Source organism: Solwaraspora sp. WMMA2059, from assembly GCF_027497315.1.
Classification (GTDB): Bacteria; Actinomycetota; Actinomycetes; order Mycobacteriales; family Micromonosporaceae; genus Micromonospora_E.
Map to the genome: position 1 here is coordinate 4,020,971 of NZ_CP114908.1, position 20,188 is coordinate 4,041,158.

The 20,188-nt window shown below is 70.8% G+C and carries 15 protein-coding genes; all 15 read right to left on the bottom strand.

The window, feature by feature from the left end; all coding sequences use genetic code 11:
* Positions 1–11 precede the first annotated feature (11 nt).
* Positions 12–1,151, bottom strand: coding sequence for a polyprenyl synthetase family protein (locus O7553_RS18320; RefSeq protein WP_281550943.1), 1,140 nt, complete (start codon positions 1,149–1,151; stop codon positions 12–14).
* Complete coding sequence (locus tag O7553_RS18325; RefSeq protein WP_281550944.1) at positions 1,148–2,569, bottom strand: nucleotide pyrophosphatase/phosphodiesterase family protein; 1,422 nt, start codon at positions 2,567–2,569, stop codon at positions 1,148–1,150. The genes O7553_RS18320 and O7553_RS18325 overlap by 4 nt, the downstream gene beginning before the upstream one ends.
* Entirely contained in the window at positions 2,566–3,732 is a 1,167-nt protein-coding gene (gene eboE, locus O7553_RS18330; RefSeq protein WP_281550945.1) for a metabolite traffic protein EboE, read from the bottom strand. The genes O7553_RS18325 and eboE overlap by 4 nt, the downstream gene beginning before the upstream one ends.
* Positions 3,732–4,583, bottom strand: coding sequence for a TatD family hydrolase (locus O7553_RS18335; protein WP_281550946.1), 852 nt, complete (start codon positions 4,581–4,583; stop codon positions 3,732–3,734). Before O7553_RS18335 ends, eboE begins: the two co-directional genes overlap by 1 nt.
* Entirely contained in the window at positions 4,584–5,255 is a 672-nt protein-coding gene (locus O7553_RS18340; protein ID WP_281550947.1) for an EboA domain-containing protein, read from the bottom strand. It lies immediately after the preceding gene.
* Positions 5,252–6,223 carry a sugar phosphate isomerase/epimerase family protein gene (locus O7553_RS18345; protein WP_281550948.1) on the bottom strand — a complete coding sequence of 324 codons (972 nt, stop codon included), beginning with the start codon at positions 6,221–6,223 and terminating at the stop codon, positions 5,252–5,254. Before O7553_RS18345 ends, O7553_RS18340 begins: the two co-directional genes overlap by 4 nt.
* Complete coding sequence (locus tag O7553_RS18350; protein WP_281550949.1) at positions 6,220–7,188, bottom strand: SCO3242 family prenyltransferase; 969 nt, start codon at positions 7,186–7,188, stop codon at positions 6,220–6,222. The genes O7553_RS18345 and O7553_RS18350 overlap by 4 nt, the downstream gene beginning before the upstream one ends.
* Positions 7,185–8,357, bottom strand: a complete 1,173-nt coding sequence (locus tag O7553_RS18355; protein ID WP_281550950.1) for an inositol-3-phosphate synthase — start codon at positions 8,355–8,357, stop codon at positions 7,185–7,187. The genes O7553_RS18350 and O7553_RS18355 overlap by 4 nt, the downstream gene beginning before the upstream one ends.
* A gap of 358 nt (positions 8,358–8,715) precedes the next feature.
* Positions 8,716–11,970: a ThuA domain-containing protein gene (locus O7553_RS18360; RefSeq protein ID WP_281550951.1), complete on the bottom strand. Its 3,255-nt coding sequence runs from the start codon at positions 11,968–11,970 to the stop codon at positions 8,716–8,718.
* A gap of 294 nt (positions 11,971–12,264) precedes the next feature.
* Complete coding sequence (locus O7553_RS18365; RefSeq protein WP_281550952.1) at positions 12,265–13,485, bottom strand: Gfo/Idh/MocA family oxidoreductase; 1,221 nt, start codon at positions 13,483–13,485, stop codon at positions 12,265–12,267.
* A gap of 21 nt (positions 13,486–13,506) precedes the next feature.
* On the bottom strand, positions 13,507–14,598 hold the full coding sequence (locus O7553_RS18370; protein ID WP_281550953.1) for a substrate-binding domain-containing protein: 1,092 nt from the start codon (positions 14,596–14,598) through the stop codon (positions 13,507–13,509).
* Between the two features lie 107 nt (positions 14,599–14,705).
* Complete coding sequence (locus O7553_RS18375; RefSeq protein ID WP_123602930.1) at positions 14,706–15,785, bottom strand: ABC transporter permease; 1,080 nt, start codon at positions 15,783–15,785, stop codon at positions 14,706–14,708.
* A gap of 55 nt (positions 15,786–15,840) precedes the next feature.
* Positions 15,841–17,349, bottom strand: coding sequence for a sugar ABC transporter ATP-binding protein (locus tag O7553_RS18380; protein WP_281555659.1), 1,509 nt, complete (start codon positions 17,347–17,349; stop codon positions 15,841–15,843).
* Between the two features lie 74 nt (positions 17,350–17,423).
* Positions 17,424–18,602, bottom strand: a complete 1,179-nt coding sequence (locus O7553_RS18385) for an ROK family protein (protein WP_281550954.1) — start codon at positions 18,600–18,602, stop codon at positions 17,424–17,426.
* Between the two features lie 345 nt (positions 18,603–18,947).
* A complete protein-coding gene (locus O7553_RS18390; RefSeq protein ID WP_281550955.1) occupies positions 18,948–20,063 on the bottom strand; it encodes a sugar phosphate isomerase/epimerase in 1,116 nt (371 codons plus the stop codon).
* Positions 20,064–20,188 lie beyond the last annotated feature (125 nt).

Below are 20,188 nucleotides of genomic sequence, written 5' to 3' on the forward strand. Positions count from 1 at the left end.
GGTCCTGCGGGTCAGCTCTGCCGCTCGGCCACCGATTCAGCCAGGGCGGTCAATTCCGTGCGCGTCTCGGGGGTCAACGACGCATCGACGAGAATGGTCACCGCTTCCTGGGTACGAATCCGGATCATCTGCTCGATCGCCTCGAGAGCTCCCGTGTCGACGATGATGCTGCGCAGCTCGTCGGCCCCGGTCGGGTCCAGCTCCGGATTGCCGAACAGCTCTCGCAACCGGGCTGCCTGGCTGCGGTCCGCCAGGTTGCGGGCCTGCGCCATCATCACCGTCGACTTGCCCTCTCGCAGATCATCGAGCACCGACTTGCCGGTGACCGCCGGGTCGCCGAACACCCCGAGTACGTCGTCGCGGAGCTGAAACGCGTCACCCAGTGGATCACCGAAGGCAGCGTACGCGTCCAGCAGTTCCGGCTCGGCCCCGGCAAGGGCGGCACCGATCTGCAATGGTCGGGTAACTGTGTATCTGGCGGCTTTCATCCTGATTACCGTCAGCGCACTGGCCACCGAACCATCGCCGACGCCGGACACCAGATCCAGGTACTGCCCGGCGATCACCTCGGTCCGCATTCCGGCGAAGACCGCGTAGCCGCGCCGGATCTGCTCGGCGTCGAGCCCGCACTCGTGGAACATCTGGTCCGCCCAGGCGGCGCAGAGGTCCCCGCAGAGCAGCGCGGCGTTGTGACCATACCGGCCGGAGTCGCCCCGCCAGGACGAGCGAGTGTGCAGGTCGGCGAAGATCCGGTGCACCGACGGCTCACCCCGGCGGCGGTCGCTACCGTCCATGATGTCGTCGTGAATCAGCGCGAACGCGTGGAAGATCTCCAGCGCGGCGGCGGCCGCGACGATCTCCTGGCAGTCCGCTCCCCCGGCGCCGCGCCACCCCCAGTAGCAGAAGACCGGGCGCAGCCGCTTGCCGCCGACCAGGACGAACCGACGCAGTGTGTCGTACACCCCGCGCGGTGCCCCGTCCGGCCAGTGCGGATCCTGCCGGTCAAGGAACGCCGTCAGTTCGACGTCGCACCGCTCCCGCAGCGACCAACCCACCGAACCGGCACCGGCCGGGGCGTCCGGACCCGAACCGGCACCGGCCGGGGCGTCCCGACCCGAACCGTCGCCGGGGCGGGCCGGCGCCACGGTCACCGGGACACCTCGGGCGACGGCGACGGTGCCGGTGCACCGGCGTCGAGCCCGGCCAACTCCAGCAGCAGCGACTTGACCTCGGTGGCGGCGAACCGGTCCCGGGCCGGCGCCGGGTCCGAGCAGAGCAGTACCGGGCCGTCGGCGGGGTCGTCCGGCAGCCGGCCGTGTGAGCCACGGACCGCCCGCGCGCCGGCGTCCAGCCCGACCACGTTCATCGTGTACCGCAGCCCGATCTTCTTGCGGGCCAGGGCGATCGCCGCCCGCGCCTTGGCTGCACCCGGGTTGGCCGGGTCGAACAGCAGCTCCGCCGGGTCGTAGCCGGGCTTGCGGTGAATCTCCACCAACCGGGCGAAGTCCGGCGCTGCTGTGTCGTCGCGCCAGTAGTAGTAGGTGAACCAGGCCTGCGGCTCGGCCACCAGCACCAGCTCACCGGAGCGCGGATGGTCCAGGCCGGCAGCAGCCTTCCCGTCGGCGTCGAGGACCTGCGCCACGCCCGGCAGGCCGGCACAGAGCTTGGCCACCGACGCGACATCGGCCGGATCCCGGACGTACACGTGGGCGATCTGGTGGTCGGCGACGGCGAACGCCCGCGACGTCCACGGATCCAGGTACTCCATCCCGGCCTGGGAGTAGACCCGCAGCAGCCCTTCGGCGCGCAGCAGCCGGTTGACGTGCACCGGCTGTGACACATCGGTGATGCCGTACTCGGACAGCGCCACCACGGTCGCGCCGCGTGCCGCCGCCGCGTCCAGCAGCGGGGCGAGCACCGCGTCGAGTTCGGCGGCCGCCCGCTGCGCGTGCGGCCCGCCGCCGCCATAGCGCTGCAGGTCGTAGTCGAGATGCGGCAGGTACGCCAGGGTCAGGTCCGGCGAGTGGTCGGCCATGATCTGCCGGGTCGCCTTCGCGATCCACTCCGACGACACCAGCCCGGCACCCGCCCCCCAGTAGTTGAACAGCGGAAACGTGCCGAGCCGGCCGGTCAGCTCGTCGTGCAGCTGCGGCGGATCGGTGTAGCAGTCCGGATCCTTGCGCCCGTCGGCGTGGTAGATCGGCCGGGGGGTGACGGTCCAGTTGACGTCCGCACCCATGGCGTACCACCAGCAGATGTTCGCCACCGTGTAGTCGGGGCGGAACCGGCGCGCGGCCTGCCACAGTTTCTCCCCGCCGACCAGGGCGTTGTGCTGCCGCCAGAGGAACACCTCGCCGAGGTCGCGGAAGTACCAGCCGTTGCCGACGATACCGTGGCCGGACGGCGGCTCGCCGGTCAGGAAGGTGGACTGCACCGAGCAGGTGACCGCCGGCAGCACGGTGCCGAGCTCGGCCTGGAAGCCGGTGTCGGCGACCGCCGCCAGCCGGGGCATGTGGCGCAGCAGCCGGGGGGTCAGGCCGACCACGTCGAGCACGAGCAGCGGGTTCATGCGGCCTCCGATCCGGTGGCGGTACGGGTGCAGGCGGTCAGGCCGAGCCCGACCAGTTCCTCGCGGGCCTGGGCCAGCTCGGCGGCGATTCCGGCGGCGAGCTGGTCGGGCCCGGTAGGACGTTGCCCTTCCGGCAGCACCCCCCAGGTGTAGGTCTCCACGTCGAAGTGGTCGCAGTCGGTGCCGTCGACGACCGCGGCCAGACCGGCTCGCAGCTGCGGCATCGTTGCGGCCAGTGGCGCGACCGGCGCGGCGTGCAGCGGCACGTGGTAGTGCACCCGCCACGGGCCGGGCAGCCCGGCGTCGAGTGCGGCATCGAGATCGTCGGCCGCCCCGGCAACACCCGACCGGGTCTGGTGCAGGAACCGTGGTTCGACGTACCCGGCGATCGCGGACCGGTCCCGGACCGGATCGGAGACCTCCAACGCGGCCGACACCTGGACCTTGACCACCGGTAGCCCGGCGGACCGCAGCCGACCGACCGCGGCGACCGGCTCCTCCCAGGCACAGGCGAGATGGGCCAGGTCGACGCAGACGCCGAGCCGTTCGGTGTCCACCCGGGCCAGCTGTTCGGCGGCCTGAGCGGTGGTCTCCACGACGCAGCCCGGTTCAGGTTCGAAGCCGACCCGGACGGTACGGCCGGTGTCCCGTTCGACGTCGGCCAGGCCGGCGGCCAGCCGGTCCAGCATCCGGGCGCAGGCATCGGCCCGCTCGGTGTCCCACGGCTCCCGCCAGGCCAGCGGCAACGTGGAGATCGAGCCGCGCTCGACGTCGTCGGGCAGCAGGTCGGCCAGGATCCGGGCCAGTGCCAGGGTGTAGTCCAACCGGCGCGGATCGGCCCAGTCCGGGTGGTACACGGCGTGCTTGACCACCGGCGCCTGAAACGCCTCGTACGGGAAACCGTTGAGGGTGACCACTTCCAAGCCGCGCTCGGTGAGTGCGGCCCGTAGCCGGCGCCGGGCGGCCGGGTCGGCGTCCAGCGCAGCGGCAGCCGGTGCGGCCAACCACAGACCCAGGCCGAGCGGGTCGGCGGCGAGCCGGTCCCGGACCGGCACCGCGTACGTGCCGAGCTGGCTGAGCACTCCGTCGAGGTCCTCGGCCGGGTGCACGTTGGTGCAGTAGCTGAGGTGGACGGTGCGCCGCCGCCGGTCGTGCAGGCGCATCAGCCACCGCCCCGCATGATCGAGCTGCCTTCGAAGGTCGGTGCGGTGGCGGCGACGTCGCTCAGGTCGAGCCGGCCGGACTGGCCGTAGAACTCCACCGGATTGCGCCACAGCACCCGGTCTACGTCGTCGGCGCTGAATCCGGCGGCCAGCATCGCCTCGCCGGTGGTCCGGGTCAGCAACGGATCCGACCGGCCCCAGTCGGCGGCCGAGTTGACCAGGATTTGCTCCGGGCCGTACTGCTTGAGGATCTCCACCATCCGCGGCGGCGACATCTTGGTTTCCGGGTAGATGGAGAAGCCCATCCAGCAGCCGGACTCCTTGACCACCCCGACCGTCACCTCGTTGAGGTGGTCGACCACCACCCGGCCGGCGTCGATGCCGGACTCGGCGACCACCGCCAGGGTCCGTTCGGTGCCCCGGGCCTTGTCCCGGTGCGGGGTGTGCACCAGGGCCGGCAGCTCGTGCGCGCGGGCCAGCGCCAGCTGGGCGGCGAACGCCTCGTCCTCGGCCGGGGTCATCGAGTCGTAGCCGATCTCGCCGACCGCCACCACCCCGTCCTTGACCAGGTAGCGGGGCAGTACGTCGAGCACGCCGGCGCAGCGGGGGTCGTTGGCCTCCTTCGGGTTCAGCGCGATCGTGGCGTGGTGCCGGATGCCGAACTGGCTGGCCCGGAACGGCTCCCAGCCGAGCAGTGAGTCGAAGTAGTCGACGAACGAGCCGACGTTGGTGCGCGGCTGGCCGAGCCAGAACGCCGGTTCGACCAGGGCCCGGACCCCGGCGTCGGCCATCGCCCGGTAGTCGTCGGTGGTCCGTGAGGTCATGTGGATGTGCGGGTCGAAGATGCGCATTCACCCCTCCTGTCGGGTGGTGGTGTCTGCCACGGCGCGCAGCCGCCGCAGCAGGGCGAGCGCGTCGTCCGGCAGGTTCCGGCCGGCGGCGACCCGCTCGTCGTGCAGTCCGGCGAGCATGATCAGCAACTCGGCGTCGGCGCGGGCGTCGAGGTCGTGCACCGCGGCCAGCGACACGCCGGTGAAGACGCACTTGAGCACCGCCTGACGCCACGCCTGCTGGTCGAGGTGGCGGGCGTAGCGGCCGAGCGCGGCGGCCAGCAGCCGGGTGTCGTTGGTCCGGATCGCGTCGTCGAGCAGCGGCACCGCCCGGTCACCGACCGGCAGCAGCGGCAGCGCCTTGAGCACCGCCCGACGCTCGGCGGCGTCACCGTGGTGGTAGCAGTCGGCGACCGCGGCGGCCAGCTCCGCTTCAGTCGTGACGGTGGCCAGGTCGACGAGGAGCAGTACCCGGGCGGCCTCGTCGGCCGACCATCCCGGTACGGCAGCCAGCTCGGCCCGGCCGCAGCGGCGGCCTGCGCTGGCGAACAGCATCGGCAGGCTGGCCCGGTCGGTGACGATCCGGTTCCGCGCCTGCGCGAGCCAGTCCGGATCGGGTACGCCGGACAGCGCGTCGGCGAGTCGGCCGGCGACGTCGGCAGGGTCGTCGTCGGGCTGGGCGGGTCGGTTCACGGCTGGCCTCCTTCAGCGGCGGTACGGGCCGATCCTGTGCCGGCTGACGCCGTACGGGCCGATCCCGAGTGAGCGTGGAGTTCGGCTGACCGGAGGAACTCGATGGACCGGGCGGCGACCGCCGGGGCGGCATGCGAATGCCGGGGCAGCTCGACGGCGACCAGACCCCGGTAACCGGCGGCGTCGAGGGCGGCCAGCACCGGCGGGAAGTCGATCTCCCCGGTGCCGAACTCGAGGTGCTCGTGCACGCCCCGGCGCATGTCGTCGATCTGAACGTTGACCAGGTGTGCGGCCACGTCAGTGACACACTGCGGCACCGGCACCGGCTCCAGACACCGGCAGTGTCCGATGTCGAGGGTTATGCCGAACCGGGCCGGACGGCCCAGGGCGTCGCGCAGCCGCCGCCAGTCGGCGATGTCGGCCACCAGCATCCCGGGCTCGGGTTCGAAGCCGAGGGTGACATCGGCGGCGTCGGCTGCCTCGACGACCGTCGCGCAGCCGGCGACCAGCCGGTCCCAGGCGGTGGCGTCGTCGACGGCGGCCGGGCGCACCCCGGACCAGAAGGAGACCGCCTCCGCACCCAGGTCGGCGCCGATCGCGACCGCCCGGCGCAGGAAGTCGATCCGGCGGGACGCGGTGTCGTGCAGCAAGGTCGGGGCGTGTTTGTGCCACGGGTCGAGCAGGTACCGCGCGCCGGTCTCGACCACGACCGCGAGGTCGAGTTCCCGCAACTGCTCGGCGACCCGGGCCACCCTGCGGGGCAGACCGGCGGCGTACGGGTCGAGGTGGTCGTGGTCGAGAGTGAGCGCGACACCCTGGTAGCCGAGGTCGGCGAGCAGCGCCAGCGCGTCGCCCAGCCGATGGTTGGCGAAGCCGTTGGTGCCGTACCCGAACCGCAGTCCGGCTACCGCGTCCGGACCGGGCCCGCTGGTCGCCGGTGAGGGCTCCCCAGCCTGGTCGGTGCTCATGTCGGGGATACCCTGCGGGCCAGCCGCCGGCCGAGTGGCGCGGCGACGGAGACGGCAAGTCCGACGGCGGTGGCCAGGCCGGTTCCGGTGGCCGCGGCCCGGGCCGTGAGCGCGCCCTGCAGGGCGGGCAGACCGACGATGCCGGCGCCGACCGCCGCACGTACCTGCTCGGGCCGGGGGTCGCGGGCGACCGCGGCCTGCGCGGCGCCGTATCGGGCGGCGTACCAGCCGGCGAGTCCGGCGGTGACCCCGGCCCGCCACCAGCGGGCGGAGGTGGCCCGGCCGGCCACCGACGCGCGGGCCGCCGAAGCCCGGCCGGCCGCCGGCGCTCGGACCGACACGGCCCGGCCGGTCGCCGACGCGGCGCTTGCCAGCGCGATGGCGGCGGTCCCGGCCAGAGTGGCCGCCGGCAGCCGGGGATCGGCACCGCTGACCTCACTGCGGGACAGCTCGGTCACGGTGTAGGTGTGTGCGGCGACGGCCAGCGCGGCGGGCAGCGCGGCCCGGGTCCGGCCGGTGCCGGCCGAGCCGAGCAGGACGTCGAGCCCTCGGCAGGCGGCCATCACCGCCGGGCCGGCCGGGGTGTTCTTGGCCCACAGGTCGTACGCCCATACGGCGGCGGTCAGCGGCACGCCGACGGCGAGCGCTCGACGGCCGCCGGTGACGGCGGTGAGCGCCAGACCGGCGGTGGTGAGCCCGGCGGCGACGGCGAGCGCGGCACCGGGGGTGACCCGGCCGGACGGGATGGGCCGCTGCGGCCGCTCGACCGCGTCGAGCTCCCGGTCGGCCCAGTCGTTGGCCGCCATCCCGGCCCAGTACAGGCAGACCGATGCGCCGGCCAGCCCGACGGTCCGCGGGCCGAGCCCACCGGCGGCCGCCGCCCCGGCCACCACGTCACCCGGTACGGACAGCGCTGCCGGTGCCCGGACCAGCTCGGCCAGGTCCGACCACCGGGGCGGCGTCATGCGACCCCGCCCGGCTCGCCGGTCCACCCGTGCAGGTCCGCGGCGAAGTCGACAAGGGTTCGCCACTGGTCGCCGAGGGTGTGCGGACCCGACCCGATCGGGTCCTTGAAGAAGAACGCCAGCTCCGGCAGGGGTCCGACGCGTCCGGCGCGGGCGGCGGCAGCGGTCAGCCGGGCCAGGTCCAGCACCAACGGGGCGGCCAGTGCCGAGTCGCACCCGTGCCAGGTGAACTCCATCCGCATCCCGGTGCCGAGGAATCCGGAGAAGGTGATCAGATCCCAGGCGGTCTTGAAGTCGCCGATGTCGTCGACGTACTCGATCCGGGTGTGCCCCTGCGGCTGGTAGCCGAGAATCTCGCCGAGCACCCGCTGTTTGCTGGCCGCTTTGGCCGCGTTGGCTGCCGGCTCGGCCAGGTTGGCCCCGTCGCCGCCACCCAGCAGGTTGCTGCCGGACCAGCTGCGCACCTGCAGGTTACGCAGCGCGAACATGGGGGCCAGCACCGCTTTCACCAGGGTCTCGCCGGTCTTGCCGTCGTGCCCGGCGTACGGTGCCCCCCGCTGTCGGGCGAGCTCGTCGAGGGCCGGCAACCGGGCCCCCACCGACGGGGTGAAGTCGACGTAACCGCAGCCGGCGCCGAGCGCGGCGTACGCCACCAACGCGCTCGGCGGCAGCACCGGCGCGCCGCTGGGCGCCTCGGTGAGCGCGGCTGCGAGGGCGGCGAGGTCGTGGTGCGCCGGGTGCGGCTGCGGCGCCGGTTCGGTGGTCGAGACGTTGACCACCACCACCTGGTCGAGGTCGTGCCGGCGGCGGAAGGCGACCAGGTCCGTCGCGATCGCCGCTGCGGTCTCGGCCTGGGTGGTCCCGGTCGGGAGCGGACGCAGCTGCGGTTCCAGGCCGGTCAGCTCGGTGTGCAACGCGGCGACCAGCAGCCCCGGGACCACGCCGGCGCTGGCCAACGCGTCGGCCTTCTTCACCAGCGGCGTCGCGGCGATGTCGTGGCCACCGAAGACGAGATCGGCGAAGCCGGGCAGGGCCGGGCCACGCAGCGCCGGCAGTTCGGTGACGCAGCCGGTGGTGTCGGCCAGGCCGGCGCGCACCGCCAGCGCGCCGACGATGCTGGTGACCGCGACCGAGCCACGGGCCCCGATCAACCAGACTCCGGTACGCATTCCTGCCTCCAAACGCCCGCCCCTGGCGGTACTCGTACTGCTGCCGGTTGTCTGCCTTGCCGGGCTGGCAAGGCCCCGTCCGTCCGGGCGCGCCAGGGTGGCACCACCGTCGACGGCGCCGAGGTCGGCGTCAACGACGCCGTCGTTGGGCCCGGTCGACCGGACGGACGGGGCTGTGGCAGGCAGGGACGTTCGGCGTTCGGCCCTGCCTCCCCCGATTCGGTTGTCCCCGGCCGGGTTACCCCGGCCGCGGTCCTGCTGGTCGGTCCCCGCCGGGGCGGGCGGTACGCCCGCCCCGGCGGTCACCGGTCGTCATCCCCGGGCTGGTGGCCGACCGGCCACCAGCCCGGGGACCGGGTCAGCTCGCCGGGTTGAACTGCACCCAGTTGAGGTAGACCAGGTTGCTGTCGGGACCACCGTCCACCGTCCGGAACACCAGGTAGAGCTGGTGTGTCCCGGCCGGGTGGTCGATCGCGACGTCGTGACTGGTCCAGTCACGCGATCCGGAGGTGGCGTTCAGCGTGGTGCTGGCCACCAACGGTCCGTCCGGCGCGTCGACCCGCACCTCGACGATCGCCCGAGGGTCACCCACGGTCGACGAGGAGCCTCGGCTGTGCCGCAGGGTCAGCGACTCGATCCCGTCGAGGTTGATCGGATCGAAGGCGATGTAGTCGTCGCCGTCGATGCTGGACACGTGCAGGCCGCCGCCGGTGTCGGTGGTGTTGGAGGTTTCGACGCCCTGCTTGATCTGGGCGTACTCGGCCTGCTGCTGGTAGACCTGGATAGTGGCCTGGCCGACTGTGGTCAGCGCCGGCTGGCCGCCGCCGCCCAGGTCGGTGTAGCGGGCGCTGATGCCGCCGAACAGGTAGCTACCAGCGTGGTCGGCACCGTCGGCCGGGGTCGGCAGGGTACCGGTGCAGCCGGTGGTGCTGGTCTGCGGGTGACCGTGCTCGTCGTGGCCGAGGACGAAGGTGACCTCCACCCGGTCACAGTCGATGGTGCCGTCCTCGGGGTCGGTGACGGTCACCGCGTACGGCACCGTGTCGCCCCAGTTGAAGAAGGAACCGGACACCGGGAGGGTGACCTCGACCGTCGGAGCGGTGTTACCGACCGTGATGGTACGGCTGAGCGTCGCCTGCTTACCCGTGGAGTCGGTCACCGTCAGCTGGGCGTAGTAGACGCCGTTGCTGGTGTAGGTGAACGACGGGTTGGCCTCGGTGGAGTCGGTGGTGCCGTCTCCGTCGAAGTCCCAGGCGATGCTGATCGTCTCGCCGACCTCGGGGCTGAACGAACCCTCACTGGAGAACTGCACGTTCAGCGGCGCCTGCCCGGACGTCGGGCTGACGTCGAGCTCGGCGACCGGACCGCGGGTGCCCTTGACGTACCGGATCTGGTACAGCGAGGCATCCGGGTTGGCCCGGAAGAAGCCGTCACCGTAGTCCAGCACGTACAGGGTGCCGTCCGGGCCGATCTCCATGTCCATCGGGTTGTCGAAGGTGAAGCCGGGTAGGAACGCCTCGACACCGAAGAACTTGCCGCTGCCGTTGGTCCGCATGTTGAACATCCGGTCCCGGCTGAACTCGCCGAAGAACACCGTGTCGTGGTAGTACGCCGGCAGCTTGTACTCCGACTCCAGCGAATCGTCGTACTTGTAGATCGGGCCGCCCATCGGACCGACGCCACCGGTGCCGATCACCGGCCACTGGAAGTCGCAGGTGCCGGCCGGGTCGACCAGGTAGGCGTCCCGGCAGGTGGTGGTGGCGTTGAAGGTGTACCAGAACTGCGGCTGCTCCACCGGTGGCAGCAGACTCAGACCGGTGTTGCGCGGCGAGTCGTTGATCGGTGCGGCGCAGTTGAACGGCTCGCCTGAGGTCTCCGTCTCGAAGTCGTAGTCGACGTACGGCAGGGTCGGCGAGTAGCAGTACGGCCAGCCGTAGTTACCTGCGGTCTTGGTCGCGAACCACCGGCCGGTGCCCTCCGGGCCCCGCTGCGGGTCCGGGTTGCGCGAGTCCGGCGAGTAGTCACCGATGTAAACGAAGCCACGGTCGTCGACGTCGAACCGGAAGGGGTTGCGCAGGCCCATCAGGAAGATCTCCGGACGGGTCTTGTCATCGACGTCCTGCGACTCCCGGAACAGGTTGCCGGCCGGGATGCTGTAGCTACCGTCGTCCTTGACGCGGATCCGCAGCACCTTGCCCCGCAGATCGTTGGTGTTGGCCGAGGAGCGCGCGGCATCATAGGCCGGACCCCGAGTGGCCGACCGGTTGATCGGGGTGTAGCCGTCCGAGCCACTGGCGTTGGTGTCGTCGCCGGTGACGAGGTAGAGCAGGCCCCGACCGTCGAACTTGACCTCGCCGGCCACGTGGCAGCACGCCCCGCGGTCGACGTCAACCTTGATGATTTCCTGCTCGGTCGACATGTCCAGGTGCGGGGTCGGCTCTTCGACGAACTTGACCCGGGAGAGCAGGTTGTAGCCCTTGAACGGCTCCCAGACGCTCGGGTCGTCACTGTTGGCCGGTGCGTCGCCCTCGTTGACCCCCGGGGTGGCCGGGTCGTCCACCGGAGTGTCCAGCGGTGGCGCGTAGTAGAGGTAGACCCACTTGTTCTCCGCGAAGTTGGGGTCCAGGGTCACCGACTGCAGGCCGTCCTCGTCGTGCTGGTAGACGTCGAGGTTGTTGATGACCGGGCTGGCCCCGGTCGCCGGGTCGTACAGGCGGATCTCCCCGGCGCGGGTGTTGTGCAGCACCCGCCCGTCGGGCAGCACCGCGAGTGTCATCGGCTCACCGGGCTGGTCGTTGAGCACGACCCGCTCGTAGTTCGACTCGACGGTCGCGCCACAGTCGCCCTCGGCGATGCCCGCAGCCCATTCGATGCCACCGAGCAGGTGCTTGCGGACCGCCCCGATGGTGAAGGTGTCCGCCGACGCGCCGAGACCGGTGTACCAGGACCGGCCGCCCTGGTAGTCCTGGCACCAGGAGATCGGGTGGTCGGCACCCATGCTGCTGCCGTCCAGCGACGTCGGGTCGACGCTGGCCAGCACGTGCTGCACACCCCGGACGTTGCCGGTGTAGTTGAGGTACTCGTCCTCGACGATCACTTCGCGGGGCATCTTCGCCGTGGACGGGTGGTAGCGGTCAGCGACGTCGATGACACCGGCACCGTTGGCGGTGGTGCCGGTCGAGGTGGTGCCTACCAGGCCACGGTAGAAGGCCCAGTCCGGCTCGGCGTCCACCGCGAGGTGCACGCCGAGGTACCCGCCACCGGCCTTGATGTAGTCCTCGAACGCTTCCTGCTGCGCGTCGTCGAGCACGTCACCGGTGTTGTTGATGAACACCACTGCCGCGTAGTTGGCGAGGTTCTCACTGGTGAAGCTGGTCCCGTTGCGGGACACGTCGATAGTGAAGCCGTTGTTCTTGCCGAGGGTACGGATGGCGTTGACACCCTTGGCGGTCGACGGCTGGGCCGCCTCCTCGCTGTGGGTGTAGACCAGCACCTGGTAGTCGTCGTGGTGCTCGTGGCCGTCGTGGGCTACCGCTGGCGCGGTGGTGATCATGGGTGCGGCGAGTGCCGCACCCGCGGCGACGGCAAGCCATCGCCGGGCGGATCTACTCATCAGTCGTTCCTCCGGGGGTTCGGGAGGCTCATGCCTCACCGTGGGCACTGATTCCGTTGTGGACGGACAGTGACGGTTGGTGCCTCACCCCTGGCGCGGTGCCACGTCCGCCAGAGTCTTCTGGTACGCCCTGCTGGCCGTCCGGCGTGACCGGGGAATCCCGATCCGGTCACGCCGGACGAGCCGTCCTCGTACCCGCGGATCACCCGGCGCGGGGCGCAACCGCGCCGGGCGACCCTCGCCCACGGGACGAGGAGTCTCGGTTTCCAGACCTCTCGACGAAGGTCGAGCCGATCAGGCCGGTGCCGTGGTATTCGCCGGATCCACGGTGACCCATTCGCCGAGCCCGGCCGACTCCTCCACCGCGGCCAGCGCCTGCTGGACCTGGAGTGCGTCGTCGAAGGACGGTGTCGGATCGTCTCCGGCCGCCAGCGCCGCGACGAAGTCACGGGCCTGGTGGGTGAAGGAGTGCTCGTACCCGATGCCGTGGCCGGGCGGCCACCAGGCAGACAGGTACGGGTGCTCCGGTTCGGTCACGATGATGCGGGTGAAGCCCTGCTCGGCCGCGGGCCGGGTGGCGTCGAAGAACTCCAGTTCGTTCATCCGCTCGAAGTCGAACGCGACCGACCCGAGCGAGCCGTTGATCTCGATCCGCAACCCGTTCTTGCGTCCGGCGGCGAAGCGGGTCGCCTCGTAGCTGGCCACCGCCCCGCCGTCGAGCCGGGCCATGAACAGCGCGGCGTCGTCGACGGTGACCTCGCCGGTGGCCGGTTCGGCGTCGTCTGCGGACCCGCCGCCGGCCGAAGCGGAAAGCCCGCTGGAACCGGCTGGCAGTGGCCGCCGCTTGACGAACGTCTCGGTCAGCCCGCTCACCCGGGCGATCCGTTGGCCCGTGACGAACTGGGTGGCGTCGATGATGTGCGCACCGATGTCACCCAGCGCCCCGGAACCCGCCTTGTCCTTCTGCAACCGCCAGACCAACGGAAAGTCCGGATCGAGGATCCAGTCCTGCAGGTACACCGCCCGCACGTGCCGGATCGTTCCGATCCGGCCGTCGGCGACGAGTTGACGCATCAACGTCACCGCCGGCACCCGCCGGTAGTTGAATCCGCACATCGACCGGACGCCGCCGGCCCGGGCGACCCGAGCCGCGTCGGCCATTTGCTGCGCCTCGGCCACCGTGTTGGCCAGTGGCTTCTCGCACAGCACGTGCTTGCCGGCGGCGAGTGCCGCGATGGCGATCTCGGCGTGGCTGTCACCCGGCGTACAGATGTCGACCACGTCGATGTCGTCCCGGGCGATCAGCGCCCGCCAGTCGGTGGTGTACGACTCCCAGCCGAGTTGGTCGGCGGCCTCGGCCACCTTGGACTCGTCCCGGCCGCACACTGCGGTCATCCGGACCCACGCCGGCAGGTCATAGACCCGGTTCACGGTTCGCCAGGCCTGCGAGTGCGCGGCGCCCATGAACGCGTAGCCGATCATGCCGACCCGCAGTTCGTTGTGTTCAGCGGACAAGGTAAGCCTCCCCGTTGCAGGTCAGAACCCGAGCGGCAGGTACTCGCTCGCGTTCTCCTTGGTGATGGTCTCCGAGGCCAGGATGATCTCCTTGGGCACCTGCAGCTCGACCAGGTCGGACATGCCCCGGCCCTGTGCGATCAGGCGGGCGAGCGAGATCGCCGAGGAGGCCATCGACGGGCTGTAGGTGACGGTCGCCTTCAGCACGCTGTCGTCGGCCTGGATCGCCTCCATCGCCGCCCGCGAACCGGCACCGCCGACCATGATGAACTCCGACCGGTTGGCCTGGCTGATCGCAGCCAGTACCCCGATGCCCTGGTCGTCGTCGTGGTTCCAGATGGCGTCGATCTCCGGCAGGGCCTGCAGCAGGTTGGCCGCCTCGCGCTGGCCGGAGTCGGCGGTGAACTCGGCCGCCCGCCGGTTGGCGACGGTGAAGCCGTGCACCTCGAGGGCGTCCTTGAAACCGGCGGACCGCTCCTGGGTCAGCTCCAGCGCGTCGATCCCGGCGATCTCGGCGATCACCGGGTTGGCGATGCCCTTCTCCTGCATCTGGGCGGCAATGTAGTTGCCCGCCGACACGCCCATGCCGTAGTTGTCGCCCTTGATCTGGGTGCGGTAGGCGAGCGCCTGGGTGAACGCCCGGTCCAGGTTGACCACCGGGATGCCGGCCTCCATGGCCTGCAGGCCACTCGCGGTCAGCTCGGCTCCGTCGTGCGGCAGCATCACGATGACGTCCGGGCTCTGCGAGATCAGCGTGTCCAGCGCGGCCCGTTGAGCGGCGGCGTCGGCGCCCGCCTCGACGGTGAGGAACTCCACGTCCGAGTACGCCTCGGCCTGGGCCCGGGCGTTGTTGGTGATCGCCGCGAGCCAGCCGTGGTCGGCCGCCGGGGCGGAGAAGCCGATGGTGACGGTCTCACCGGGCTCGGAGTTGGGGTTGCCCTGGTTGGCGGCCTGCGTCTGGGTGTTGGTCGGGGCGGCCTCGTTGCTGGTGCACGCGCTCAGCAGTACACCGGCACCTACTGCGGCACCACCGGCGAGCAGCCGACGGCGGGACATGTCACTGGCGGCGGCGCCGCGCGCGCCGAACAGTGTCCGACGGGAGAAAGCGGTCATGACGACCTCCTGGATCGCAATGGCGGGGAGTTATCGGGGTGTGCGGGGCCTGGCGACCGTCGGAGTCGACGGCCACCGGGCGGTGGATGGGTGTGTCAGGTGGAGCCTCAGGCGGTTCTTCGGTTGAAGAGCTGACTGAGGGAGTTGAACCGGAACTGCTGGATGAGAACGGCCACCACGATGATCCCGCCCTTGATCATGTTCTGGGATTCGGTGGAGAGTCCGTTGATGGCGAACAGGTTGGTGATGGTGGAGAAGACCAGCACCCCGAACAGGGCGCCGATGATGGTGCCGCGGCCGCCGGTGAGCAGCGTGCCGCCGATGATCGCCGCAGCGATCGCGTCAAGCTCGTACAGGTTGGCCATGGCGGCCTGGGCCGAGTTGGCCTGCGCGGTCAGCATGATCGCGCCGATACCGCAGCACAGCCCGGACAGGCCGTAGATGAGTAGGGTGTGCCACCGGACGTTGATGCCGGCGAGCCGGGCCGCTTCGGCGTTGCCGCCGATCGCAACGGTGCGTCGGCCGAAGGTGGTGCGGTTGAGCAGCACCCAGCCGGCGGCGACCACCGCGGCGAGGATGATCACCAGCAGCGGGATTCCGAGGATCCGTTGGGTGGCCATCCCGTTGATCACCGACGAGGTGGAGACCTGGGTCTGCTTGCCGGAGATGAGCGCGGCCAGCCCTCGCGCGGCCACCATCATCGCCAGGGTGGCAATGAACGGCACCAGCCGGCCGTACGAGATCAGCACTCCGTTGACCAGTCCGACGCACATCCCGACCACGACAGCGGTGAAGATCATGCCGCCGGGGCCGAAACTCTGGGTCGCCACCGTGGTGGCCCATACCCCGGCCAGCGCCATGATCGCGCCGACCGACAGGTCGATGCCGCCGGCGATGATCACGAATGTCATGCCGACGGTGACCACGCCGATCGCGGAGGCCTGCTGCAGGATGGTGAAGATGTTGTTGCGGACCCAGGTCGGGTCACTGTATAGGTCGGGCCGGGTGGCGGCGCCGATGATGACCAGAATCACGAGGACGCCGACCAGCCACAGGTTGCGTCGGGCGTACTCGCTGGCGTCGGAACGCCACCAGCTCTGCCGGGGTGGTTCGTCCGCGCCGTGCGCCGGCGGCGCTGCCGGCTTCTCCTTACCGGGTACGGTCGCCGTGGCCTCTTCCGCGGTCACAGTCCTACTCCTTCGTTTACCGGCTGGCCGCTGGCCAACTGGTCGGGTCGCCCGGTCACGCCGCGGCACTTTCCTTCGCCGACCCCGACATGACGAGGTCGAGCACGGTCTCCTCATCGATCTCACCGGCCGGGGCCTGGTGGACGACGCGTCCTTCCCGCATCACCAGCACCCGGTCGGCCAGCCCCAGTACCTCCGGCACCTCGCTGGAGACCAGCAGGACGCCCACGCCCTGCGCGGCGAGGTCGTGGATCACCTGGTACAGCTCGGCCCGGGCACCGACGTCGACGCCCCGGGTCGGCTCGTCGAGCAGCAGCAGCCGGGTGTCACCGAGCAGCCACCGGCCGACCACCACCTTCTGCTGGTTGCCGCCGGAGAGCTGGCGCACCGGACGGTGCACGCCCCGGGGACGCAGTTCCAGCGAGCCGGCCACCCGTTCAGCGGCGCTGACCTCCCGGCCGGCGTCGGTGAACCCGACCCGGGCGAGGCGACCGAAGGTGGCCAACGTGATGTTCCGGAAGATCGGTTCGCCCAGCAGTAGTGCCTGGCTCTTGCGTTCCTCCGGTGCCATGCCCATGCCGGCCCGCACCGCGGCGCCGACGCTGCCGGCCCGTACCGGTTTGCCGGCCATCGTGACCTTGCCGGTGTCGGCGGTCCGGGCTCCGAAGATCGTCTCCAGCAGTTCCGAACGACCGGCACCGACCAGGCCGGCGATGCCGACGATCTCCCCCCGCGCGACGGTCAGTGAGACGTCGCTGAACTCCCCCGCACGGCTGAGCCGGGACACCTCCAGCAACTGCTCCCCGTGTGGGTTCGGCTCCCGCTGTGGGAACACGTACTCGATGGACCGGCCGGTCATCCGGCTGACCAGTTCCTTGGTCGGGGTGGTCTGCGCCGACAGGTTCTGCGCGGTGGTCCGGCCGTCCTTGAGTACGGTGACCCGGTCACCGATCTCGCGGATCTCCTCCAGCCGGTGTGAGATGTAGATGACCGCGATGCCCTGAGCGGTCAGTTCGCGAATGATCCGGAACAAGTTCTCGACCTCGTCGTGGGCGAGCACCGCGCTCGGCTCGTCCATGATGATCAGCTTGGCCTGGTGGGACAGTGCCCGGGCCATGCTGACCACCTGCTTGCCGGCCGCCGGAAGCGATCGGACCAGCCCGCGGGGTCGGATCTCGGCGTGGCCGAGTCGGCCCAGGATGTCGCGGGTGCGCCGGGCCATCGCCGACCGACGGACGAAGCCTGCGGTCCGCGGCTCGTGGCCGAGGAAGGCATTCTCCGCCACGGAGAGGTCGTCGACCAGGTCGAGTTCCTGGTAGATGGTGGCGATGCCGGCCCGCATCGCGGCCTGCGGATTGGCGAACCGGACCGGTCGGCCCTGCCATTCGACCCGCCCCGCGTCGGGGCGGTGCACGCCGGCCAGCACCTTGATCAGGGTCGACTTGCCGGCCCCGTTCTGGCCGAGCAGGCAGTGCACCTCCCCGGCACGCACCTCGAGCTGCACCCCGTCCAGGGCGCGTACCCCGGGAAAGGTCTTCACGACGTCGGTCAGCCGCAGCACCACGTCGCCGCCGGCGGCCACGGCCGGGGTGCCGCCGGGCTCGTCAACCGGCGCGGCGCCGGTGGCCTCGGGGGCGCTCACGACGCCTGCTCGAAGGCGACGTCGCTGGCCAGCACGGAGGCGCCGGTCACGCCGGCCCGCGAACCCAGCTCGGACAGCACGACCGGCAGGTTGCCGGTGGCCAGCGGCAGTGACCGCCGGTAGACCACGCTGCGGATCTCGGCCAGCAGGATGTGCCCGAGGTGGGCCAGACCACCGCCGATCACGATCATCGACGGGTTGGCGAAGCTGACCAGACCGGCGAGGACGCCGCCGAGCCGCCGGCCGCCGTCGCGGATCAGCCGGATGCAGGTGACGTCACCTTCCATGGCGCACTCGGCGACGTCGCGCGCGGTGAGCTCGGCCCGCTGGGTGAGCCGCTCGGCCAGTGCCGGAGAGGTGCCGGCCCGGGCGGCGGCGGCCGCCTCCTTGGCCAGCGCCGCACCGCTGAACAGCGCCTCCAGGCATCCGGCGTTGCCGCAGGAGCACATCGGACCGTGCGAGTCGACCTGGATGTGGCCGATGTCGCCGGCGCAGCCGTCGATCCCCCGGTAGACCTGGCCCGCGAGGTAGATGCCGCAGCCGACGCCGGTGCCGAGCTTGACGAACAGGAAGTCGTCGACCGAGTGGGCCACGCCGCCGTGCCGTTCCCCGATGGCCATGATGTTCACGTCGTTGTCCACCACCGCCGGGCAGCCGTGCTCCCGGGCGAGCAGTTCACGGACCGGGAACCGGTCCCAGCCCGGCATGATCGGCGGGGAGACCGGCACTCCGTCGCGGTAGCTGACCGGCCCGGGCACCCCGATGCCGATACCGTCGAGGCGCTCGTGCACCCCTTCGACCCGGGCCTTGGCGAGCAGCTCGTTGATCCGGTGCAGGATGACCTTCGGCCCCTGCCGGATGTCGGCGGGTTCGGTGTACGCGGCCACCGGCTCCAGCCGGCCGTTGGTGATCTCCACGTCGACCGAGCTGGCGCCCAGGTCGATCGCGGCGAACCGCAGGTCCGGGTTGAGCTCGACCAGGGTCGAGCGGCGGCCGCCCCGTGAGGCGGCCATCCCTGCTTCGGTCACGAAGCCGGAGGCGACCAGCCGCTCCAACTCGGACAGCAGGCGAGGGCGGGGAATCTCCAGCTGGTCTGCGAGCTCGGCCCGGGAGACCGGTCCACTGTCCCGCAACAGTCGCAGCAGCTGGAGGTGCAGAGGATCCGCCGTACGCATGGGGTCCACCTCCGACCGTGAGTTAACACCGAGGCGACCTCGGCGTGTCGTGACCGAAACACTAAGAGTCTTCTCAGTCTCGTGTCCAGAGTTTCGGTCTGCTGAAGCAAAACTTTTTCTGATCGTGACAGAAGTTGGTGAAACGTGCTCGAACCGGGGTTGACCTGGCCCGATGTATCTGGTTCAGGGCACGAGGGATCGACGGATCGGCCCCCGCTCAACGAGTGCGGAACCCGGACACGCGGAACCGGGGTGCCGACCGCCGCCGCTGCGGCGGTCGGCACCCCGGCCGGTTCACGCGGTTGGATCAGTGGCCGCCGTGCCGGGTGGCGGGCGACCGGTGGATCACTCGCCCTGGCTGTAGACGGTCAGTTCCGACATGTGCTGGTAGCTGCGCTCGGCGAACTCCAGCGACTGACCCGGGTTCTCCGATCCGCCGGGAGCGGTGTCCTGCTCCCAGTTGGCGTGGTGGAAGTCGTAGTGCCCGATGGTCTGGAAGAACTGCTGGAAGTTGATGTCGCCGTCGCCCATCGGCGTCATCTCGTAGCCGTTGCTCTGCTCCGGGCTCCTGGCACCGTCCTTGGCGTGGAACAGCGGGAACCGCCGGGGCCGACGGGCCACCGTCAGGATCGGGTCGAACACCCGGGTCCGCTCCCGACCAGCCGAGTTGATGAACGTGTGGTGCTTGTGCCGGGCGACGTAGCCCCAGTAGATGTCCATCTCGAAGTAGACGTACTTCGCGTCGGTCTTGGCCATGAAGTACTCGAGCTTGCGGACACCGGACGAACGGGTCGGCCGTCCCTGCTCGTCCAGCGGGCCGGAGTCGAGCAGGAAGTTGTACGCAGCGTCATGGTTGTGGGTGTAGAGCCGCATCTTGCGTTCCCGGGCCTGCCGGCCGAGCTCGTTCCACAGGTCAGCGGCCTCGTCCCAGTCCGACTGGTAGTCGCTGCGGGTCGGGTCGCTGCCGGTGCCGATGTTCTTCATGCCGAGTTCCTCGGCGATGTCGAGCTCCTGCTGGAACGTCTCCGCATTGATCCTGGCGTGGGTGCCGTTGGCGACCAGGCCGTTGTCGTCCAGGATCTTGCGGATCTCGGTCGGCGTGATCTGCCGTCCGAGGATCTCCTCGCTCTGGGTGTAACCAGCGAACTCGATCTCCTTGTAACCGAGTTCCGCCAGGCGGGCCAGGACCCGCTCGAAGCCGTACGGTACGCCGCTGTCGTCCGGGGCGGCCCGGATGCGGTCCCGGACCGAGTAGAGGATGATGCCCCGGTTCTGCTCGGGGATCAGCGGGTCCACGGACCAGCCGCCGCCGGCCCGGGCCGGACGGCTGGTCTGCAGCACCGGCAGCCCGGCCGCACCGAGCACGGCAGCGGCACCGGCCGATGCGGCGAGGATGTTGCGGCGGGTGAGCGCCGGATTGGGTGGCGAGAGTTGCCCGTTGCGGCGTAGCACCTCGTCCATTCTGTCCACCTTTCTGCAGCGGCTCGCAGAGCCGCCGATGACGAGTGAGGAGGGTCGGGGTGTTCGGAGCCGCACGCCGCCGAAACGCACGACCCCGGGGCGGGGGTTCGGATGGGTGGGTTCGG